At 65.7% G+C, this 17,560-nt stretch carries 17 protein-coding genes; 9 read left to right on the top strand and 8 right to left on the bottom strand.

Annotated features, from left to right (window positions below; all coding sequences use genetic code 11):
- Positions 1-103: 103 nt before the first annotated feature.
- Positions 104-808, top strand: coding sequence for a molybdate ABC transporter substrate-binding protein (locus AZ34_RS16860; protein WP_035610251.1), 705 nt, complete (start codon positions 104-106; stop codon positions 806-808).
- A 59-nt stretch (positions 809-867) separates the two neighbouring features.
- Positions 868-1,893 (top strand): Ldh family oxidoreductase, encoded by a 1,026-nt coding sequence (locus tag AZ34_RS16855; RefSeq protein ID WP_081767267.1) that lies wholly within the window; start codon positions 868-870, stop codon positions 1,891-1,893.
- A 4-nt stretch (positions 1,894-1,897) separates the two neighbouring features.
- Here AZ34_RS16855 and AZ34_RS16850 read toward each other — a convergent pair whose 3' ends face one another.
- The gene (locus AZ34_RS16850; RefSeq protein WP_051509982.1) at positions 1,898-3,829 is read right to left on the bottom strand and encodes a diguanylate cyclase domain-containing protein; all 1,932 of its coding nucleotides are present in this window, start codon (positions 3,827-3,829) and stop codon (positions 1,898-1,900) included.
- A gap of 120 nt (positions 3,830-3,949) precedes the next feature.
- The gene (locus AZ34_RS16845) at positions 3,950-4,459 is read right to left on the bottom strand and encodes a c-type cytochrome (protein WP_035610245.1); all 510 of its coding nucleotides are present in this window, start codon (positions 4,457-4,459) and stop codon (positions 3,950-3,952) included.
- Between the two features lie 151 nt (positions 4,460-4,610).
- On the opposite strand from AZ34_RS16845, the gene AZ34_RS16840 reads away from it, so the two are divergent.
- From AZ34_RS16840 to AZ34_RS16825, 4 genes are all read left to right on the top strand, one after another.
- Positions 4,611-5,411 (top strand): penicillin-binding transpeptidase domain-containing protein, encoded by an 801-nt coding sequence (locus tag AZ34_RS16840; protein WP_155831850.1) that lies wholly within the window; start codon positions 4,611-4,613, stop codon positions 5,409-5,411.
- A gap of 65 nt (positions 5,412-5,476) precedes the next feature.
- Positions 5,477-6,061 (top strand): TetR/AcrR family transcriptional regulator, encoded by a 585-nt coding sequence (locus AZ34_RS16835; protein ID WP_035610243.1) that lies wholly within the window; start codon positions 5,477-5,479, stop codon positions 6,059-6,061.
- 99 nt (positions 6,062-6,160) lie between these two features.
- On the top strand, positions 6,161-6,910 hold the full coding sequence (locus AZ34_RS16830; protein WP_035610241.1) for an SDR family NAD(P)-dependent oxidoreductase: 750 nt from the start codon (positions 6,161-6,163) through the stop codon (positions 6,908-6,910).
- A gap of 66 nt (positions 6,911-6,976) precedes the next feature.
- Positions 6,977-7,267: a GNAT family N-acetyltransferase gene (locus AZ34_RS16825; RefSeq protein ID WP_035610239.1), complete on the top strand. Its 291-nt coding sequence runs from the start codon at positions 6,977-6,979 to the stop codon at positions 7,265-7,267.
- Between the two features lie 127 nt (positions 7,268-7,394).
- Here the strand turns inward: AZ34_RS16825 and AZ34_RS16820 are convergent, their stop codons facing one another.
- Positions 7,395-7,949: a MerR family transcriptional regulator gene (locus AZ34_RS16820; protein ID WP_331280908.1), complete on the bottom strand. Its 555-nt coding sequence runs from the start codon at positions 7,947-7,949 to the stop codon at positions 7,395-7,397.
- 102 nt (positions 7,950-8,051) lie between these two features.
- On the bottom strand, positions 8,052-8,243 hold the full coding sequence (locus AZ34_RS16815) for a heavy-metal-associated domain-containing protein (RefSeq protein WP_035610236.1): 192 nt from the start codon (positions 8,241-8,243) through the stop codon (positions 8,052-8,054).
- Between the two features lie 308 nt (positions 8,244-8,551).
- Between AZ34_RS16815 and AZ34_RS16810 the strand changes: the two genes are divergently transcribed.
- On the top strand, positions 8,552-10,981 hold the full coding sequence (locus AZ34_RS16810; RefSeq protein WP_081767266.1) for a heavy metal translocating P-type ATPase: 2,430 nt from the start codon (positions 8,552-8,554) through the stop codon (positions 10,979-10,981).
- Positions 10,982-11,039: 58 nt separating this feature from the next.
- Here the strand turns inward: AZ34_RS16810 and htpG are convergent, their stop codons facing one another.
- Together htpG and AZ34_RS16800 are read right to left on the bottom strand one after the other, a co-directional pair.
- On the bottom strand, positions 11,040-12,983 hold the full coding sequence (gene htpG, locus AZ34_RS16805) for a molecular chaperone HtpG (protein WP_035610232.1): 1,944 nt from the start codon (positions 12,981-12,983) through the stop codon (positions 11,040-11,042).
- A gap of 126 nt (positions 12,984-13,109) precedes the next feature.
- Positions 13,110-13,718: a TetR/AcrR family transcriptional regulator gene (locus AZ34_RS16800; protein ID WP_035610229.1), complete on the bottom strand. Its 609-nt coding sequence runs from the start codon at positions 13,716-13,718 to the stop codon at positions 13,110-13,112.
- Positions 13,719-13,816: 98 nt separating this feature from the next.
- On the opposite strand from AZ34_RS16800, the gene AZ34_RS16795 reads away from it, so the two are divergent.
- Entirely contained in the window at positions 13,817-15,073 is a 1,257-nt protein-coding gene (locus AZ34_RS16795) for an MFS transporter (RefSeq protein ID WP_081767265.1), read from the top strand.
- A gap of 66 nt (positions 15,074-15,139) precedes the next feature.
- Here the strand turns inward: AZ34_RS16795 and AZ34_RS16790 are convergent, their stop codons facing one another.
- Positions 15,140-16,069 (bottom strand): LysR substrate-binding domain-containing protein, encoded by a 930-nt coding sequence (locus AZ34_RS16790; protein WP_035610225.1) that lies wholly within the window; start codon positions 16,067-16,069, stop codon positions 15,140-15,142.
- A 112-nt stretch (positions 16,070-16,181) separates the two neighbouring features.
- On the opposite strand from AZ34_RS16790, the gene AZ34_RS16785 reads away from it, so the two are divergent.
- The gene (locus AZ34_RS16785) at positions 16,182-16,460 is read left to right on the top strand and encodes a DUF2917 domain-containing protein (RefSeq protein WP_231495558.1); all 279 of its coding nucleotides are present in this window, start codon (positions 16,182-16,184) and stop codon (positions 16,458-16,460) included.
- Positions 16,461-16,612: 152 nt separating this feature from the next.
- On the opposite strand, the gene AZ34_RS16780 is transcribed toward AZ34_RS16785, so the two are convergent.
- The gene (locus tag AZ34_RS16780) at positions 16,613-17,524 is read right to left on the bottom strand and encodes a pseudouridine synthase (RefSeq protein ID WP_269320449.1); all 912 of its coding nucleotides are present in this window, start codon (positions 17,522-17,524) and stop codon (positions 16,613-16,615) included.
- Positions 17,525-17,560 lie beyond the last annotated feature (36 nt).

Here is a 17,560-nt window from a genome sequence, read left to right as displayed (position 1 = left end):
TTTCCCTAGGCGGACTTTCAGGGATAGTCCCCGGGGAGGCGTGCGCGCACCGGGGCTAGCATGGTTGTAACCGACAACAAACAAGCCCAGAAGGAGGCCCGCAATGGGCGCACTCCATGTCCTGAGCGGCGGCGCGGCCAGGGGGTTGATTGCGAAGCTGCGCGAGGACTTTCATAAGCAGACCGGCCGTGTGATCGAGGCGCGCTTCGGCGCCGTGGGCCTGATGCGTGACCGCCTGCTCGCGGGCGAAGCCTGCGATGTGCTCATACTGAGCCAGGCCCTGATCGAGGAACTGGTCGTCGCCGGCCGGGTCATGCCGGGCAGCGCGCGCTCGCTCGGGCTGGTGCGCACCGGCGTCGCGGTGAAGGCCGGCGAACCGGTGCCTTGCCTGGAAACCACCGAGGCCTTCAAGGACGCGCTGCTGGCCGCGCGCGCCATCTACTTCGCCGATCCGGCCAAGACCCGCGCCGGCACCCACCTGATGCAGGTCTTTCAGCGCCTGGGGCTGATGCCCGAGCTGGCCCCCAAGCTGCATTTCTTCAACAACGGCAGTACCGCGCTGCAGACCCTGAGCGAGGCGCAAGACGCCGAGGCCCGCGGCGTGCTGGTCTGCACCCACATGACCGAAATCCTCACCACGCCCGGCGTGCTGTGCGCGGGGGTACTGCCCAAGGGCTTTGAGCTGGCGACCATCTATACCGCCGCCATCACCGCGCGGTCCGAGCAGCCCCAGGCCGCGCGCCTGCTCATCGACATGCTGGCCGCGCCCGAAGCGGCGGCGGGTCGACGCGCGGGTGGTTTTGAATGAAGGCGTTCGTGTGAGGCCGCTCATCCGCGTGGATGATGCTTGCCTGGTTAAGATGCGGTGTGATCTCTCTCACCGAACTCGAATCCCTGGCTGAATCAGCCCTGCGCGCCGCCGGCGCCAACGCCCACCAAGCCCGCTCCACCGCCCGCGCCCTCGTCGCCGCCGACGCCCTGGGCCTGGCCACGCACGGGGTCTCGCGTGTTCCCTTTTATGCGTCCCACCTGCGCAGCGGCCGGGTTGACGGCCAGGCCGAACCCCGGGTGCTGGCCTCCAAGCCGGCCACGGTGCTGGTGGATGCGGCCGACGGTCTGTCCTTCCCCGCCTGCGAACTGGCTGTGCAGCAGGCCATGGACCGCGCCCGCAGCCAGGGGCTGGCCTTGGCTGGCATTTGCAACAGCTACCACTTCGGCGCGGCGGCCTGGCACCTGGAGCCGGTGGCGCGCGCTGGCCTGATCGGCATCGCGATGAGCAATTCACCTGCGGCCATGCCCGTGGTTGGCGGCAAACGCCCGCTGATGGGCACCAACCCGCTGGCCGCCGTGTTCCCGCGCCTGGACCGGCAGGGGCGCGCCCAGCCGCCACTGGTCCTGGACTTCGCGATGTCCGAAGTGGCGCGCGGCAAGCTGATGGTGGCCGCGCAGAAGGGCGAGCCCATCCCCCTGGGCTGGGCGCTGGACGAGCACGGCCAGCCCACCACCGACGCCCAGGCCGGACTGCGTGGCTCCATGCTGCCTTTTGGCTCGGCCAACGGCGGCATCAAGGGCGCCCTGATTGCGCTGATGATCGAACTGCTGGTGGTCACGCTCACCGGCTCGCGCTTCGGCGCCGAGATGGACACTTTTTTCGAGCCCGAGGGCAACCGTCTGCGCATGGGTCAGCTCTTCCTGGTCTTCGACCCCGGTGGCATGGCCGGCACGGTGGCTTACGCGGAGCGCATCGAGGCCCTCGTCGCCGCCATGTGCGCGGAAGAGGGCGTGCGCGTGCCGGGTGACCAGCGCGAACGCAAGGCTGAGCGCGCGCGCGAGCTGGGCGTGAAGATCCCCGACGCCTTGCTGACCACGCTCAAGAAGCTGGCCGCCGCCTGAGCATTCAAGACTTGGCCGGCGCCGTCGCTTCAATGGCCGCCGGGTCCGATGCGAGGTCCCGCCAGCAAAAGCGCCCCTTGCCCTCGCGTTTGGCGGCGTACATGCCGGTGTCGGCGCGTGCCAGCAGGCTGTCCATGTCCTCACCGTGCGCGGGAAACAGAGCGCCGCCCACGCTGGCCGAGATCTGCACCTCATGCGTCGCCAGCGCGAAGGGTTGGGTCAGGGCCTCCAGGATCTTGGCCGCCACCTGTTCGCAGTCTCCCGACTGCGCCACGGTGGCCAGCACCACGCCGAACTCATCGCCGCCGATGCGCGCCACTGTGTCCTCGGCGCGCACGCAGGCTTCCAGCCGACGCGCGACCTGGCGCAGCAACTCATCGCCCGCGGCATGTCCGAGCGTGTCGTTCACCTCCTTGAAGCCGTCCAGATCCAGGAACAACACGGCCGCCAGGCCCTGGCGCCGCCGCGCCGATTCCAGCACCTGGCTCAGGCGGTCGTGGAACATCAGGCGGTTGGGCAGGCCGGTCAACACATCGTGCATGGCGTCGTGCGAGAGGCGCGCTTCCAGCGCCTTGCGCGCCGTGATGTCTTGCACCACGGCCACCACCCGTTCCGGCTCGCCTTGCCTGTCCTGCACCACGCCCAGGGCCTCGCAAACCCAGAGCAGCGAACCGTCCTTGCGCAGATAGGTCTTCTCGACCTCGGGCAGGGCAGCAACGCTGTCCGATGATAGGCGCTTGCGCAGCAAAAAACGCGCCTCCTGTTGATGGTCCGGGTCGCCTAGCTCGAAGATCGTGCGCTCGCGCAGTTCCGCCATGTCGTAGCCCAGCATGCCGCAAAACTTGTCGTTGGCCAGCAAGATGTGCCCTTCGGGGGAGAGATGCACGATCCCCATGGCCGCCTGATGGAAGGTGGCGCGAAACAGGGCTTCGCTGGCTTCCAGCGCCCGTGCCGCGACGCGCTGGCGCGACAGGGCCAGCAGCAGCAGCGCGGTCAACAGCAGCAAGCCAGCGCTGACGCTACCAGCCAGCCACAGGTAAGCGCCGCGGCGCTGCTGCGTGGATGCAAGCTCGCTGGTGGAGGGCGTGCCCACGGTCACCATCAGCGGGTAGTCAGCCATTGTTCGATAGCTGATGATGCGTGACACACCGTCTGGGCCGTCTTCGTTGACGAAGCTACCGGCAGGTGCCTTGGCCCGACGCTGGAACCAGGGCAGATCACTGGCGTCCATGCCGAAGCCGCGGTCCTCGTCAATCTTGCGCCCACGCACCGTGCCATCCAGACCGGTCAGCTCCAGCAGGCCGCCCGGGCCCAGATTGACCTGGCGGTGAAAATCCGTGAACGTGGCAGGATCGACCGACAGCACCACCACGCCCGCGAAGCGCCCGTCTTTGCGCCATATGCCCAGCGACAACGGGACTTGCCAGCGGCCCGTCACCCGACCCAGCACCGGCTGGCTGACGTGCAGGGCATCCTGTGCGAGGTCAGGCACGACGTCGCGTTGAGTGGTGAAGAACTCCCGGTCCGCATAGTTCACGCGCAGTGGCAATCGGCTGCTGCGAACGATGTCGCCTCGCTCGTCCACCACGCTGACGACATTGAACATCGCATCTCTGATCACACCCTGTGTTTCCCAGCGACGCAGATCCAGCGTGTCCGCATGGTTCAGGTATTGCTCCCGCACGAAACTGGCCACTTGCTCGGCGGCCTTGAGCGTGCGGTGTACCTGTTGCTCGAAGGCGATGGCCAGATTGGCATTGGCTTCCATCGCCGACGCGATGGCCTGAGCGCGCTCGTGGGCGATGCGCTGCAAGGTCATGAGCCAGATGACGGACAGACCGATCACGCAGGCCATCGCGATGGTCAGATCCAGCGGTAGCGGTTCGCTGTGGCGTGGCGCACTGGGCGCCGCGTCAGTCGGCCTAGGCAATGGCATTCCCGGGATCCCCCTGTGATGACTCAGCATCGAAGACTGAGTTTATCGGGGCTGGTATACCGAAACCAGCCCCTTCCCAGTCTGGCTTTCGATGCCTGCGCCTCGGGCGCGCGCGATCATTCAGGGGTTGGGCTTGCTGGCGTCGATGCGTCCTTCCGAGCGAGCCGACAGGTAGGCGTACAGATCAAGCACATGCGCGTTCATGCGCGGCTCGTCCTGCCACGCCGGCATGGCCAGGGGTTGATTCTGGCGTTGCATGAGGCTGTCCACCTGCGCCTCGCGCGCGTCGCGCACCGCCGCAGGCTGCCCCTGCAGCGTGCTGTCGTAGCGGTAGAGGACCAGGCTGACGAACTGGCGCGGCCCCAGGGTCTGCAGACGGGCCAACAAGCTGGGCGCGTTCGCAGAACCTCGCGCATCGGTGCCATGGCAACTGGCGCAGCGATCCTGGTAAACCCGCCAGCCGAGGTAGGTCGAGCCTGTGGGTTGCTGTTCCCGCGCCAGCTGGCGCGCCGCCTGTGGGTTTTGCCATTCGACGGCGCAGCCGGTGAGGGTGGTGGCCAGCAGGGCGAAGAAGAGTGCGGCCAGACTGGCCGCGTTGACCCGAGCGGAAGCATTCTTTGTCTTGCGCATGGCAATCCTTTCCGGTGCGTGCGTGAGTGAGTCAGCGCACGGCCAGCCTGATTGTGCGTGCCATCGCTGTCCGCATGTTGATCTGGCGCAAAGGCCAATCAACATGCTGAATAATCCCGCGCTGCTCTGAAAAGGTATTCATTGTTCATTCATGTTTCGTCGCAATTTCATCCTCTCTTCTCTTGCCCTCGGCACCCTGCCTCTGGCGCAATCCCAAAGTTCCACACTCGACATGCCCGCTTGGGCCACCCTGTTTCGGGAGGCCGGGGTTTCGGGCTGCATCGCGGTGCTCGATGCCCGTGGCGGCGCGCAGACCTTGCGGGTGGCCGATGGGCCACGCACGCAGCGGCGTTATTCGCCTGCGTCCACCTTCAAGATTGCGCACAGTCTGTTCGCCTTGGACGCCGGGCTGCTGCGCGATGAGTTTCAGCTCATCCCTTGGGATGGTGTGCAGCGCAGCGTGCCCGCCTGGAACCAAGACCAGACCTTGCGCTCGGCCATGCGCAGCTCCACCGTCTGGGTCTACGAGCGTTTCGCCCGTGAACTCGGCGCCGCGAAGGAGACCGAGTACCTGCGCCGCCTGGACTATGGCAATGCAGCGGTCAGCGGCGCGCAGCCCTTTTGGGTGGAGGGTGACCTGGCGATTTCGGCCGTCGAACAAATCGCTTTCTTGAAGCGGCTGTACCTGAACGAACTGCCCTTTCAGGTTGCCCACCAGCGCCTGGTGAAGGACGTGATGGTGGGTGGGGCTGGGCCCGATTGGCTTTTGCGCGCCAAGACCGGCTGGACCGGACGGATAGGCTGGTGGGTGGGCTGGGTTGAATGGCCCGAGGGGCCGGTGTTTTTCGCGATGAACATGGACACGCCGAACCGCATGCGCGATTTGCCCCAGCGTCAGACCCTGGTGCGTGGGGCGCTGCAGTCCCTGGGGGCCTGGCCATCGTCCCTGTGACGCATGGGGATTCAACAGGGTGGGTTATTTGACCGATCGGTCTATGTTGGTCTATCATCCACCCCATGTCGCGTGAACGCCGTTTTTCAGAACCCGAGGTGCTGGACCGCCTGGCCGATGCCTTTGCCCTGCATGGTTACGGCGGTACCAGCCTGGCGCAGCTGCAGGAAGCCACGGGCCTGGGCAAGCAGAGCCTGTACAACTCCTTTGGAGACAAGCAGTCCATGTACCTGCAGGCCATCGATTGCGTGGTGCAGCGCGGCGCGCATGTCGTCGCGGTCATGCAGGCGGCGCCCAGCGGGCGCGTGGCCCTCGACCTCTACTTCAACGCCATGCTGGATGACTGCGCCAGCGATGACCCGGTGCGGCGCAATTGCATCGTCACCAGTGGTCTGCTCGAAGGCGTGGACGAGGCGCCTCTGGCCCGTGTCCTGACGAATCGCTGGCATGCCACCCACGAGCTGCTGCGCGCGGCCATCGAGCGCGGCCAGCGCGACGGTTCCATCGCCAACCCCACGCCCTCGGCCGAACTGGCCGAAATGCTGACCTCCCTGGTCAGTGGCCTGCGCGTCGCCGCGCGTGTCGGGCGCGACCGCGCGCAGATGTCCCGCCTGGTCGCGCTCACCCTGGGGGTGCTCGACATGGCCTGACCCTGCCCCACGCCCGCTCCGCTTTCCCTTGTTTCACCGGCCGCACTTGCGGCTTTTCTTCACCCTTGTATTGACCGATCGGTCTAAATGAAAGACGCCATGAACCAACCCCTGAACGGAAAAATCGCGCTGGTCACCGGCGCTTCGCGTGGCATCGGCGCCGCCATCGCGCAACGCCTGGCCGCCGACGGCGCCGAGCTGGTGCTGCACTACGGCAGCGGCCAGGCCGAAGCCGAGGCCCTGGCGGCCGGTCTGCGCGAGGCTGGCCACCGCGTTCACTTGCTGCAGGCGGACTTGGCCGCGATCGATGGTGGCCAGCAACTCGCGCAGCGCCTGAACGCCCTGCAACTGCCGCGCGTCGACATCCTGGTCAACAACGCCGGCATCACGGTGTTCGCCGGGATTGCCGACACCCAGGTTGAAGACTTCGAGCGCCTGGTCAACGTCAACATGCGCAGCCTCTTCTTCGCCACGCAGGGCGTGCTGCCGGTGATTCCCGAGGGCGGGCGCATCGTCAACATCGGCACGGCGGCGACGCGCATCGCCTTCCCGGGCATCACGGCTTATTCCGCCAGCAAGGGCTTCGTGGACGCGCTCACCCTGCAACTGGCCGCCGAACTGGGCCCCAAGGGCATCACCGTCAACGTCGTCGCTCCTGGTGCCATCGACACCCGCATGAGCGCCTGGATCCATGCCCCCGGTGGCAAGGAGACGCTGGCGCAGGTGCAGGCTTTGCCGGGCGTTGGTCAACCGGCCTACATCGCCGGTGTGGTGGCCTTCCTCGCCGGGCCGGACGGCGCCTGGACCACGGGGCAGATCGTGGATGCGAGCGGCGGGACGAAGCTGTAAATCGAGCGCGGTTGTTTCAGATGGTGGCCCCGGGTGGCGGGGGCCACGCCGTGCAAAATGTGGCTTATGACTCACACCGTCCAACACCAAGAAGCCGACTCGAAAGGCGCCTTCTTCATCGCCCGCCCCGAGGGTGGTCACCTCGCCGAGATGACCTACAGCCGGGCCAACCCCACGCTGATCATCATTGACCACACCGAGGTCGATCCTTCCCTGGCCGGCCAGGGCGTCGGCCGCCAGTTGCTGGATGCGCTGGTGGCCTGGGCGCGCGAGACCCAGACCAAGATCGTGCCGCTGTGTCCTTATGCCAAGTCGCAGTTTGACAAGGATGCTTCGATACGGGATGTGCTGCGGTAAGCGCTCCCACGGAAACAATACAAGAACCGCCTTGGGGCGGTTTTTGTATTTTGGGCTTTGGGTTTCAAGCTATCCACCTGGCGCGGCTCGGAATCCAGGCCTTCAGGCTAATCGGGAGCAGGACGATTCAATGGTCGTGTGGGTGCGCGCCACGCATCCACGCCATCAGATCCACATGACCTGTGGATGGCTGCGGCTTGACAGGGCGATTGGTGTAGTCGCCCGAGCCGTGACGGCGTTTGGGTTTCACGAACCGGGCTTCATGCCGCGGGGCTTCCGGGCTTTGGGAAGCCAGAGTCTCAATAATGGCGCAGTGGGAGTGATCATTTCCAGCACATGCATCGATCAACTGCTCCAGACCGGCTTTCATCTCTGCGATCTCCTGCAGCTTTTCCTCTAGATAGGACAAGTGACGCAGGGCGATGGTTTTGACCTGTAGGCTGGTGCGGTGGGAATCGCCCCACTGTCCGATCAGCTCGGCGATCTGCGGCATAGAAAAGCCCAGGCGACGCGATTGCCGGATGAAACGAAGCACGGAAACCTCACGCTTGCCGTAAAGACGGTATCCCGATTCGCTGCGCTCGGCCTCGGGGAGTAGACCGGTCTGCTCATAGTGACGAATCATCTTCGGTGATACACCTGCTGCCTTGGCAGCGTCGCCGATGTTCATGAGTTGGGACATGTGAAAACTCCCGGGGACAAAAAGTTTGCAGAAGCAAAGTAATGTCGACCTTGTCACTGTGTCAAGGTCAAGAAACCATGGTCTGCCCATGGCCTCTTGTCTTTAGACGGGCGGGTAACCGGCTTCGGTCAACGTCTCGGCCAGGACGTCGCGTTCCTCGGCACTTTGCACGGTGATCTTGCGGCCGGGCAGATCCACTTGGAAGGTGCATTGCGCGTCGGCCAGTTTCAGCGCCTGTCCGACCATACCGGCGCAATGGCCGCAGGTCATGTCTGGCAAGTGAAATTCATGCATGTCGCACTCCTGAAAAAGTTAAGGGGAAGCCAGTCTGCGGATTGACACAGCAGCAAGGTCAAGTCCCGCGGCGGTTTGACTTTGTCACTGCGTCAATGCCGAGACTGCCGATGCAGGGTCCGCAGGTCACAACGCTGAACAGACCTGCGTCCTCATCTACAGGAGCTTTGCTATGAAATCAGCTAACAAGTCCACGCGAGAGATCTATCTGCACGTGCTCCGGCGTTGGGTACGGGGCCGCCTGACCCTGATCGCTTGACCTTGACATCGTGTCAAGGCCGACAGTCCCCATCACCGTATCAACCCCTATGAAGGAGCGCACCGTGAACACCACTGTTGCTCAACCATTGACGCCCACGAGTCTGTCCATTGCCCATCTGAACCTTCCCATCCTCGGCATGACGTGTGCGTCCTGTGTCGGGCGGGTCGAAAAGGCCCTGAAAGCCGTTCCCGGGGTCACCGAAGTCACTGTGATTCTCGCCACCGAAAGTGCCGTGGTCGCGGCGACGCCGGAGGTGTCCGTGCGGGCGTTGACGACTGCCATCGAGCGTGCTGGCTACGCCGTGGCCGAGGACACACTGGAGCTGTCCATCGAGGGCATGACCTGCGCCTCCTGTGTGAATCGGGTTGAGAAAGCCCTGCGCAAGGTCCCTGGCGTGACGGCGGCCGAGGTCAACCTGGCGACTGAACAGGCGACAGTTAAGTTCCACGGTGTAACCGCCGAGCAACTCATCGCCGCAGTCGAGCTTGCGGGCTACAAGGCGGTGTTGCACCAAGGCCATACGGTCTCGGGGCCTGTCAAGCAGGCCGAGTCATGGTGGCCGGTGGTGGTGTCTGCGGCTTTCACCTTGCCCCTGGTGTTGCCCATGATCGGTATGTTGATCGGCAAGGACTGGTCCATCGATGGCTGGGTCCAGCTGTTGCTGGCGACCCCTGTGCAGTTTTGGCTGGGCGCGCGCTTCTATCGCGCTGGTTGGAAAGCCCTGCGTGCCGGGTCAGGCAACATGGACCTGCTTGTTGCGCTGGGCACCTCCGCTGGTTACGGTTTGAGTGTCTACCTGTTGATGAAGCACTCGGCACATGGAGGGCCGCATCTCTATTTCGAGGCCTCGGCTGTGATCATCACGCTCGTGCTGTTGGGCAAGTGGCTGGAGGCGCGCGCCAAGCGCCAGACCACGGCCGCCATCCAGGCCCTGAACGCCCTGCGTCCGGAAGTGGCACGCCTTCGGACCACCGACGGGGACGTTGATGTCTCGCTGGCCAAGGTGAAGGTAGGCGATATGGTGGTGATCCGGCCCGGTGAGCGTGTTCCCGTGGACGGGGCCGTGATCGAAGGCGCCAGTGAGGTAGACGAGTCCCTGATCACAGGGGAAAGCCTGCCCGTGCCCAAGCATCCGGGTGATGTCGTGACGGGCGGCGCGGTGAACGCCGAAGGACTTTTGCTGGTGAAGACCACCGCAATTGGTGCCGAGTCCACTCTCTCGCGTATCGTGCGCATGGTGGAGTCAGCCCAGGCCAAAAAGGCGCCTATCCAGCGCATGGTGGACAAGGTCAGCGCCGTGTTCGTGCCCGTGGTTCTGGGGCTGGCTGGGTTGACGCTGCTGGGCTGGGGCCTGGCAACGGGTGAATGGGAGCAGGCCATCCTGAACGCGGTGGCGGTGCTTGTGATCGCCTGTCCCTGTGCGCTGGGCCTGGCGACGCCGACGGCGATCATGGCCGGTACCGGTGTGGCGGCTCGCCAGGGCATCCTGATCAAGGACGCGGAAGCGCTGGAGATTGCACACAAGATCAACATGGTCGCTTTCGACAAGACGGGCACACTCACCCAGGGCAAGCCGACCCTGGTGGCCCTGGACGCTGCCCCAGGCTTCGAGAAGCTGCTGCTTCCGGTGGCTGCTGCCATTCAAAACGGGAGTGAACACCCTTTGGCCAAGGCGGTGGTGCAGGCCGCAGCAGACCAGTCAATGCCCCTGCCTACGGCGCAGGCGATCTCCGCTGTCGCCGGCAGAGGCATGAGTGCGCAGGTCGATGGCCGCGAGATGCGGCTGGGCAGCACCCGCTACATGACGGAACTGCGTGTCGACCTGTCATCGATGGACGCACAGTCGAAGAGCCTGCAGGCGCAGGGGCGCACGGTGTCGTGGCTGGCGGACGTGACGGACACACCACGACTGGTCGGTCTGCTGGCCTTCGGCGATGAACTCAAGCCAAGTGCGTTCCCGGCGGTATCGCATCTGCGCGCGCTCAATATCCAGACGGTCTTGGTTACCGGAGACAACCAGGGCAGCGCCCAGGTAGTGGCCCACGCGCTGGGACTGGATCGTGTGCGCGCAGAAGTGTTGCCGGCAGACAAGGCCGACATCGTGGCCGAGATGAAGCGCAGTGGTGCCCGTGTGGCCATGGTGGGTGACGGCATCAACGATGCCCCCGCGCTTGCCGCGGCCGATGTCGGCATGGCCATGTCGACCGGCACGGACGTGGCCATGCATGCTGCTGGCATCACGCTCATGCGAGGCGACCCGGCGCTCATCGCCGATGCGATAGACATTTCGCGCCGTACCTACAGGAAGATCCGTCAGAACCTGTTCTGGGCTTTCGCCTACAACGTGATCGGCATTCCTCTGGCCGCCCTGGGTTTGCTCAACCCGATGGTCGCCGGTGGGGCGATGGCCTTGAGCAGCGTGAGCGTCATCTCGAACGCGCTGCTGCTGCGGCGGTGGCGACCGGCGCGTGACTGATCGACTGTCAGGAAAAAGCCGCCCACAGGCGGCTTTTTTGTTGCAGCGCGGAAGTGACTTAGACCAACAACGCATTCACCCGCTTCACATACGCCGCCGGGTCTTCCGGCAGTCCGCCTTCGGCCAGCAGGGCCTGGTCGTAGAGGATGTGGGCCAGGTCGTGGAAGTGCACGCTGCCGTCCAGCTTTTTCACCAAGGCGTGTTCGGGGTTCACTTCGAGGATGGGCTTGCTGTCCGGGGCTTTCTGGCCGGCTTGCTTGAGCAGGCGTGCCAGCTGGTTGCTCACCTCGCCGTCCTTCACGACCAGGCAGGCCGGTGAGTCGACCAGGCGGGTGGTGACGCGCACGTCCTCGGCCTTGTCCTTGAGGGCTTCTTTGAGCTTGGCGAGCACGGGCTTGAAGGCCTCGGCGGCTTCTTCCGCCGCCTTCTTTTCGGCTTCGTCCTGCAGCTTGCCCAGGTCCACGGCGCCCTTGGCCACGCTTTGCAGCGGGGTGCCGTCGAACTCGTTGAGGTAGCTCAGCGCCCATTCGTCCACGCGCTCGGTCATCAGCAGCACCTCGATGCCCTTCTTCTTGAACACTTCAAGTTGCGGGCTGTTCTTGGCGGCGGCCAGTGTGTCGGCGGTGATGTAGTAGATGGCCTCCTGGCCTTCTTTCATGCGGGCCTTGTAGTCGGCCAGGGAGACGCTGGCCGTGTCGCTCGTGGTGCTGGCAAAACGCAGCAGCTTGGCCAGGCGATCGCGGTTGGCGAAGTCTTCGCCCAGGCCTTCCTTGAGCACGGTGCCAAATTCCGCGTAGAACTTGCTGTATTTGCCCGCGTCGGCCTTGTCTTCCTCGCTGGCGTCTGCCGCGGGCACGTCGTGCTTGGCCAGGTTTTCCAGCAGGGTGAGCACGCGCTTGGTGTTGCCGTCGCGGATGGCGCGCACGTCGCGGCTTTCCTGCAGCAGTTCACGGCTGACGTTCAAGGGCAGGTCGGCGCTGTCCACCACGCCCTTGACGAAGCGCAGGTAGCTGGGCAGCAGGGCCTCGGCCTCGTCCATGATGAAGACGCGCTTCACGTAGAGCTTGAGGCCGCCCTTCTTGTCTCGGTTCCAGAGGTCGTAGGGCGCCTTGGCTGGCACATACAGTAGCTGCGTGTATTCGGTGCTGCCTTCCACGCGGTTGTGGCTCCAGGCCAGCGGGGCTTCGTAGTCGTGGCTGATGCCCTGGTAGAAGCTTTCGTACTCTTCCTTGCTGATGTCCTTCTTGGCGCGGGTCCAGAGGGCGCTGGCCTTGTTGACGGTTTCCCACTCGTCGGTGGTCACCATTTCACCGGGCTTGCCTTCTTCCTCGCTGTCCTTCCATTCTTCCTTGCGCATCTGGATGGGCAGGGCGATGTGGTCGGAGTACTTGCCGATGATCTGCTTGATCTTCCAGGCGCTCAGGTATTCGTCGGCGCTGTTGGCCTCGTCCTCGCGCAGGTGCAGGATGACGCTGGTGCCGCGCTCGGCGCGGGTGATGGCCTCCACCTCGAAGTCGCCGGTGCCGCCGCTGGTCCAGCGCACGCCTTCCTCGGGTTTGAGCCCGGCGCGGCGCGACTCCACGGTGATCTTGTCGGCCACGATGAAGCCCGAGTAAAAGCCGACGCCGAACTGACCGATCAGCTGGCCCTGCTCCTTGGCGTCGGCTTGCTTGTCGGCGCCGAGCTTGCTCATGAAGTCCTTGGTGCCGCTCTTGGCGATGGTGCCAAGGTGGTCAATCGCTTCCTGCGCGCTCATGCCGATGCCGTTGTCGGTGATGGTCAGCGTGCGGGCCTTCTTGTCCAGCTCGATGCGCACGCGCAGCTCGGGGGCGTCTTCGTAGAGCGCGCTGTTGTTCAGGGCTTCGTAGCGCAGCTTGTCGCAGGCGTCGGACGCGTTGGAGACCAGCTCGCGGACGAAGATTTCCTTGTTGGAGTACAGCGAGTGGGTGACGAGGTGCAGCAACTGGGCCACTTCGGCCTGGAAGGAATGTTTCTGGCTCATGATGGTCTGGAGGTCCCTTGGAGAAAGCGAATGCTCAAAGCCCCCGGCCGGGGCGGCTGCAGGAAACACAGGGAACCGCGGGCCGAGGCGTGCAAAGCCTCGAATTATGGGCGGAGCCGACGGCTTTCAAGCCGTGGCGGGCTGGGGCGCGAGCGGCTTGAGCGGTTTCGCGGTGGCCTGCGCCATGCAGGCCCCGACCCAATCGCCCACCAGCGCCAGGGTGGCCGGCGCGGGGCCGAACAGCAGGCGGTAGACGATGGGGGCGACCACGCCGTCCATCACCGCCTCGACCTCGGGCACGGCCTCGCCCCGGGCGATGCCGCGCTCGACGATCACGGCGATCTGCGAGGCGGTGATTCCGGCGCAGGCGCAGCCTGGCGCGTCCTCACTGCCCGTGCGGGCCGAGAGCACGTCTTGCATCATGGCGATGCCCACCGAGGACATTTCCTCGAAAAACTGCTCGGCCCAGGCCCGCAGGTCCCCTTCGACGCTGCCGGTGTCGACAGGCGGCGTCTCGGGCCGCAGCTGTTCCAGCGCGACGTCGGCCAGTAGCTCGTTCAGATCACCCCAGCGGCGGTAAATGGTCGAGGGCGTGACGCCGGCCCGCGCGGCGATCAGAGGCACGGTCAGCGCCGCGCGGCCGCGCTGGTCCAGCAGCTCGCGCGTGGCCTGGTGCACCGCAGCCTGCACGCGGGCGCTGCGGCCTCCGGGACGAGGCAGGGATCGGGCATTCATGGGAAGCGATGCTAACGCAAAGAACTTGCGTTAGTGGTCCGAAAGGATCACAATTCAGGCTAACGCAAAAAATTTGCTTTAAAAGCGGGTCCTCTGCCATGCCTTCCACACCCCTTGTGCCTTCCGCCCCTGTTGAACTTCCCTTGGCTGCCGCACCCGGCGCGCAGTCGGGCCGGGCGCGCTTGAGCCCCACGCAGTCGCTCTGGCTCGTCGCTTCCCTGGTGGCCAGTTTTCTGGCGGCGTCCAGCGCACCTTCGCCGCTCTATGCGCTGTACCGCGAAGCCTGGGGTTTCTCGGCCCTGATGCTCACCGTGGCCTTCGCCAGTTATGCCTTCGCACTGCTGTTCTCCCTGCTGATGTTCGGCGCGCTGTCCGACCACCGGGGGCGGCGCGAGGTGATCCTGTTGGCGCTGGGCATCGAGTTCGTCTCGACCCTGATGTTCTGGCAGGCGGATTCCATCGCCTGGCTGGTCGGCGCGCGCGTGATGCAGGGGCTGGCCACCGGCATTGCCACCAGTGTGCTGAGCGCCAGCCTGCTGGACCTGGACCGCGTGCGCGGCCCGCTGATCAACAGCGTGGCGCCCATGTTCGGCATGGCGATCGGGGCACTGGGCACCAGCGTGCTGGTGCAGTTCGCGCCGGCGCCCACGCGCCTGGTGTTTGACGTGCTGCTGGTGCTGTTTGCCGTGCAGGCCCTGCTGGCTTTCTTTTTGCCCGAGACGGTGGAACGTCGGCCCGGCGCCTGGGCCTCCATGCGCCCCAAGCTGGCCGTGCCCGCTGCAGCCCGCACGACGATGTGGAAAGTGCTGCCGGTCAACACCGCGCAATGGGCGTTGGGTGGTTTCTACCTCTCGCTGGGCCCGACGCTGGCGCGGTACGTCACCGGCATTGATGCGCCCATGGTCGGTGGCGGCCTGATCGCCACCCTGGTGCTCAGCGGCGCGGTCGGCATTCTGTTCGTGCGCTATCGTCCGCCCATGGCGGTGCTGGCCGGTGGCGCTGTCGTGCTGGCCATCGGTCTGGTTCTGACGCTGGCGGGCATGCACTGGCATTCGACCGCGCTGTTCTTCGTCGGCACCCTGGTCGCGGGCCTGGGTTTCGGCGCCGGTTTCAACGGCTCGGTGCGCAGCCTGGTGCCGCTGGTCGCGCCGCATGACCGCGCCGCGCTGATGTCCAGCTTCTTCGTGCTGAGCTACCTGGCCTTCAGCCTGCCGGCCATCGCCGCGGGCCTGTCGGTGGGCCTGTTCGGGCTGGAGGCCACCAGCATCGGCTACGGCATTGTCCTGGTCGCCACGGTCCTGGGGGCGCTGCTGTTGATGGCGCGCGCGCGGCGGCCGTCGTCGGTGGAGGCCTGAGCCGGTGGCTCCGTCCACGGGGCATTCGTGGCGCCGCCGCAGGGTCGAGCGCTAACGGCCCCGGGGTCAGTTGTCCAGACAAGCGCGTGTCAACGCCGCCTGGGCCAGCAACCAGTCGGCGAAGGCCTGCACCTCGGGCCGGGGCTCCTTGCCGTGGCCCTGCCAGCGCACCAGCCAGTAGGCATAGGGGGAGGTGAGTCGTTTCCCGGTGCCGAAGGGCTCGACCAGTTCACCGCGCGCCAGGGCCTCGGTGATCATGGCCATGCGCGCCAGCGCCACGCCCTGGCCTGCCAGAGCCGCCTGGATTTGCTGGCTCGTGTAGTTGAGGTAGATCCAGCCGCGCGGCTCGGTGCCCGGCGGCGCGTATTCGCGCAGCCAGCGCCGCCAGCTCAGGTACTCCGAGCTGGGTTGGTGGTCGTCCTGCTCGATCAGGGTCTGCCGGGCCAGGTCTTGGGGTTGGTGCAAGGGCATGGACGGGTTGGCCACGGGTGTCAGCACCTCGCCGAACAGCAGGTCGGAGCCGGCCGGCGCGTCGTCCGGGTGGCAGTAGCGCAGTCCCAGGTCCAGCTCGGGGTCGTCCTGACCGACCAGCGTGTCGGTGGCCGAGATGCGGATGTCGATGTCCGGGTACTGGCTCTGGAAGTCGGCCAGGCGCGGCAGCAGCCACAGCGAGGTGAAGGAGGCGAAGGTGGTCAGGCTCACATGCCGGCGCCCTTGTGACGTGCGGATGTGTCGCACGCTGGCGTCCAGCCGGTCCAGCAGCGGGGCGGTGGCGCGCAGCAGGGTGGCGCCCGCGCCGGTCAGCTCGACATGGCGCGTGCCGCGCAGAAACAGTGGCGCGCCCAGCTCTTCTTCCAGGCTGCGGATCTGGCGGCTGATGGCGGGCTGGGTAAGGTGCAATTCCTCGGCTGCCGCGCTGAAGCTGGCGCGTCGCGCCACTGCTTCAAAAGCGCGCAAGGGGCCGACGGAGAGCGGACGTTGGCGGATGGGATTCATGCAGGAATGTTATCAGTGGCGCACGCATTCCTCATTGGACGGATGCATCTTCGACACTCAGAATTGCTCCCACACCGAGCCAATGAAAGGGGTCTTTATGAACGTCGTATCGATGACAAATCTGCATCAAACCGCGCAACCGTGGCAATGGGCTCTGCCGCCCCGCACGGCCACCCGCATCGCGGCCGGGCGGCAGGCCCGCTGGCTGAGGGTGGTGGAAGGCCGGGTCTGGCTGACCCAGAGCGGCGCGGGCGATAACAACGCCCAAACCCTGGGTGGCGACCTGTGGCTGGCCCCCGGTCAACGGCATTGCCTGCCCCCCGGCGCGGAGTGGGTGGCTGAGGGTTGGCCGCAAGCGCGCATCGAGCTGTTGGAGGCGCCGCTGGCTTGAACTGGGCGAGTGCGGGCGCCGCGCAGGCAGCGCGCGCGGGCCGGGCCGTGGTGTTTCAGCGTCCTGTTGGGGAATGGGAAGCGTGGTCCCGGCGTCGGTTTGTCCAGAGCCGGCGTCGGGCGCTGCGCCGGAGCGCTGGAAACGGAACCGATTCAGAACCGCTCGTGCGGCGCCAGATAACGCCACTGGCCCTGCGGCAGGTTACCCAGCATCACGCGGCCGATGCGCACGCGCTTGAGGCCCACGACCTTGAGGCCGACCAGTTCGCACATGCGGCGGATCTGCCGTTTCTTGCCCTCGGTCAGCACAAAGCGCAGTTGCTCAGGGTTCTCCCAGTCCACCTTGGCGGGCCTGAGGGCCTGGCCGTCCAGGCTCAGGCCATGGCGCAGTTTGGCCAGCATGGCCGGCGGAAAGACTGCTTGCACATTGGTGGAGACTGGGTCGTTCGCGTGGATGGGCTGCAGCTCGGTCGGTGCATGCGCGGCCGCAGGTGTGCCGAGGTAGACCACGCGCACCAGGTATTCCTTCTCCATCGATGAGTCTTCGCCGATGAGTTGGCGCGCGACGCGACCGTCCTGCGTCAGCACCAGCAGGCCGGTGGAGTCGATGTCCAGGCGGCCAGCCGGTGCCAGCCCACGGAGCTGGCCGCCGTTGAAGCGGTGCGGCGCGTGGTCTTCGCGCCAGCGGTTCTGCGCTTGCACCAGCACCACGGCGGGCTCGTGTCCGTCCTCGGCCTGACCGCTGACGTAACCAATGGGTTTGTGCAGCAGGATGGTGACCTGCGTCGCCTGCTGGTTCTGGGCCTGCTTGTCGATCTCGATGCGGTCCGTGGCGCTGACCTGCTGGCCCATCTCGGCCACACGCCCGTTGACCTTGACCCAGCCGTTGTCGACCCAGACATCGGCCTCTCGGCGCGAGCACAGGCCCAGCTCGGCCATGCGTTTGTTCAGTCGGGTGGTGGGCGCGGCGCTGGCGCCCGAGGTTCCGTTGGCGGTGGAGCGCTGTGGCGGGGCGCCCTCGGGACGCGGTGCGCGGCGCAGCATGGACTTTTCAGGGGATGTCATGGGGGAATTGTCCTACCAACTTACCCTAGGTGCTTT

Origin of the sequence: Hylemonella gracilis str. Niagara R (assembly GCF_000600295.1) — a bacterium.
Classification (GTDB): Bacteria; Pseudomonadota; Gammaproteobacteria; order Burkholderiales; family Burkholderiaceae_C; genus Hylemonella; species Hylemonella gracilis_A.
Note: the sequence above shows the minus strand (reverse complement) of the source record. Positions and strands in the feature narration are given on the sequence as shown.

Bases quoted from the DNA above. Each gene is read 5' to 3' on its own strand.
- htpG (WP_035610232.1), bottom strand. From the start codon at position 12,983: ATGAGCCAGAAACATTCCTTCCAGGCCGAAGTGGCCCAGTTGCTGCAC.
- AZ34_RS16850 (WP_051509982.1), bottom strand. From the start codon at position 3,829: ATGCCATTGCCTAGGCCGACTGACGCGGCGCCCAGTGCGCCACGCCAC.
- AZ34_RS16795 (WP_081767265.1), top strand. From the start codon at position 13,817: ATGCCTTCCACACCCCTTGTGCCTTCCGCCCCTGTTGAACTTCCCTTG.
- AZ34_RS16830 (WP_035610241.1), top strand. From the start codon at position 6,161: ATGAACCAACCCCTGAACGGAAAAATCGCGCTGGTCACCGGCGCTTCG.
- AZ34_RS16800 (WP_035610229.1), bottom strand. From the start codon at position 13,718: ATGAATGCCCGATCCCTGCCTCGTCCCGGAGGCCGCAGCGCCCGCGTG.
- AZ34_RS16780 (WP_269320449.1), bottom strand. From the start codon at position 17,524: ATGACATCCCCTGAAAAGTCCATGCTGCGCCGCGCACCGCGTCCCGAG.
- AZ34_RS16835 (WP_035610243.1), top strand. From the start codon at position 5,477: ATGTCGCGTGAACGCCGTTTTTCAGAACCCGAGGTGCTGGACCGCCTG.
- AZ34_RS16810 (WP_081767266.1), top strand. From the start codon at position 8,552: ATGAAGGAGCGCACCGTGAACACCACTGTTGCTCAACCATTGACGCCC.
- AZ34_RS16785 (WP_231495558.1), top strand. From the start codon at position 16,182: ATGACAAATCTGCATCAAACCGCGCAACCGTGGCAATGGGCTCTGCCG.
- AZ34_RS16820 (WP_331280908.1), bottom strand. From the start codon at position 7,949: ATGTCCCAACTCATGAACATCGGCGACGCTGCCAAGGCAGCAGGTGTA.
- AZ34_RS16815 (WP_035610236.1), bottom strand. From the start codon at position 8,243: ATGCATGAATTTCACTTGCCAGACATGACCTGCGGCCATTGCGCCGGT.
- AZ34_RS16790 (WP_035610225.1), bottom strand. From the start codon at position 16,069: ATGAATCCCATCCGCCAACGTCCGCTCTCCGTCGGCCCCTTGCGCGCT.
- AZ34_RS16840 (WP_155831850.1), top strand. From the start codon at position 4,611: ATGTTTCGTCGCAATTTCATCCTCTCTTCTCTTGCCCTCGGCACCCTG.
- AZ34_RS16825 (WP_035610239.1), top strand. From the start codon at position 6,977: ATGACTCACACCGTCCAACACCAAGAAGCCGACTCGAAAGGCGCCTTC.
- AZ34_RS16845 (WP_035610245.1), bottom strand. From the start codon at position 4,459: ATGCGCAAGACAAAGAATGCTTCCGCTCGGGTCAACGCGGCCAGTCTG.
- AZ34_RS16860 (WP_035610251.1), top strand. From the start codon at position 104: ATGGGCGCACTCCATGTCCTGAGCGGCGGCGCGGCCAGGGGGTTGATT.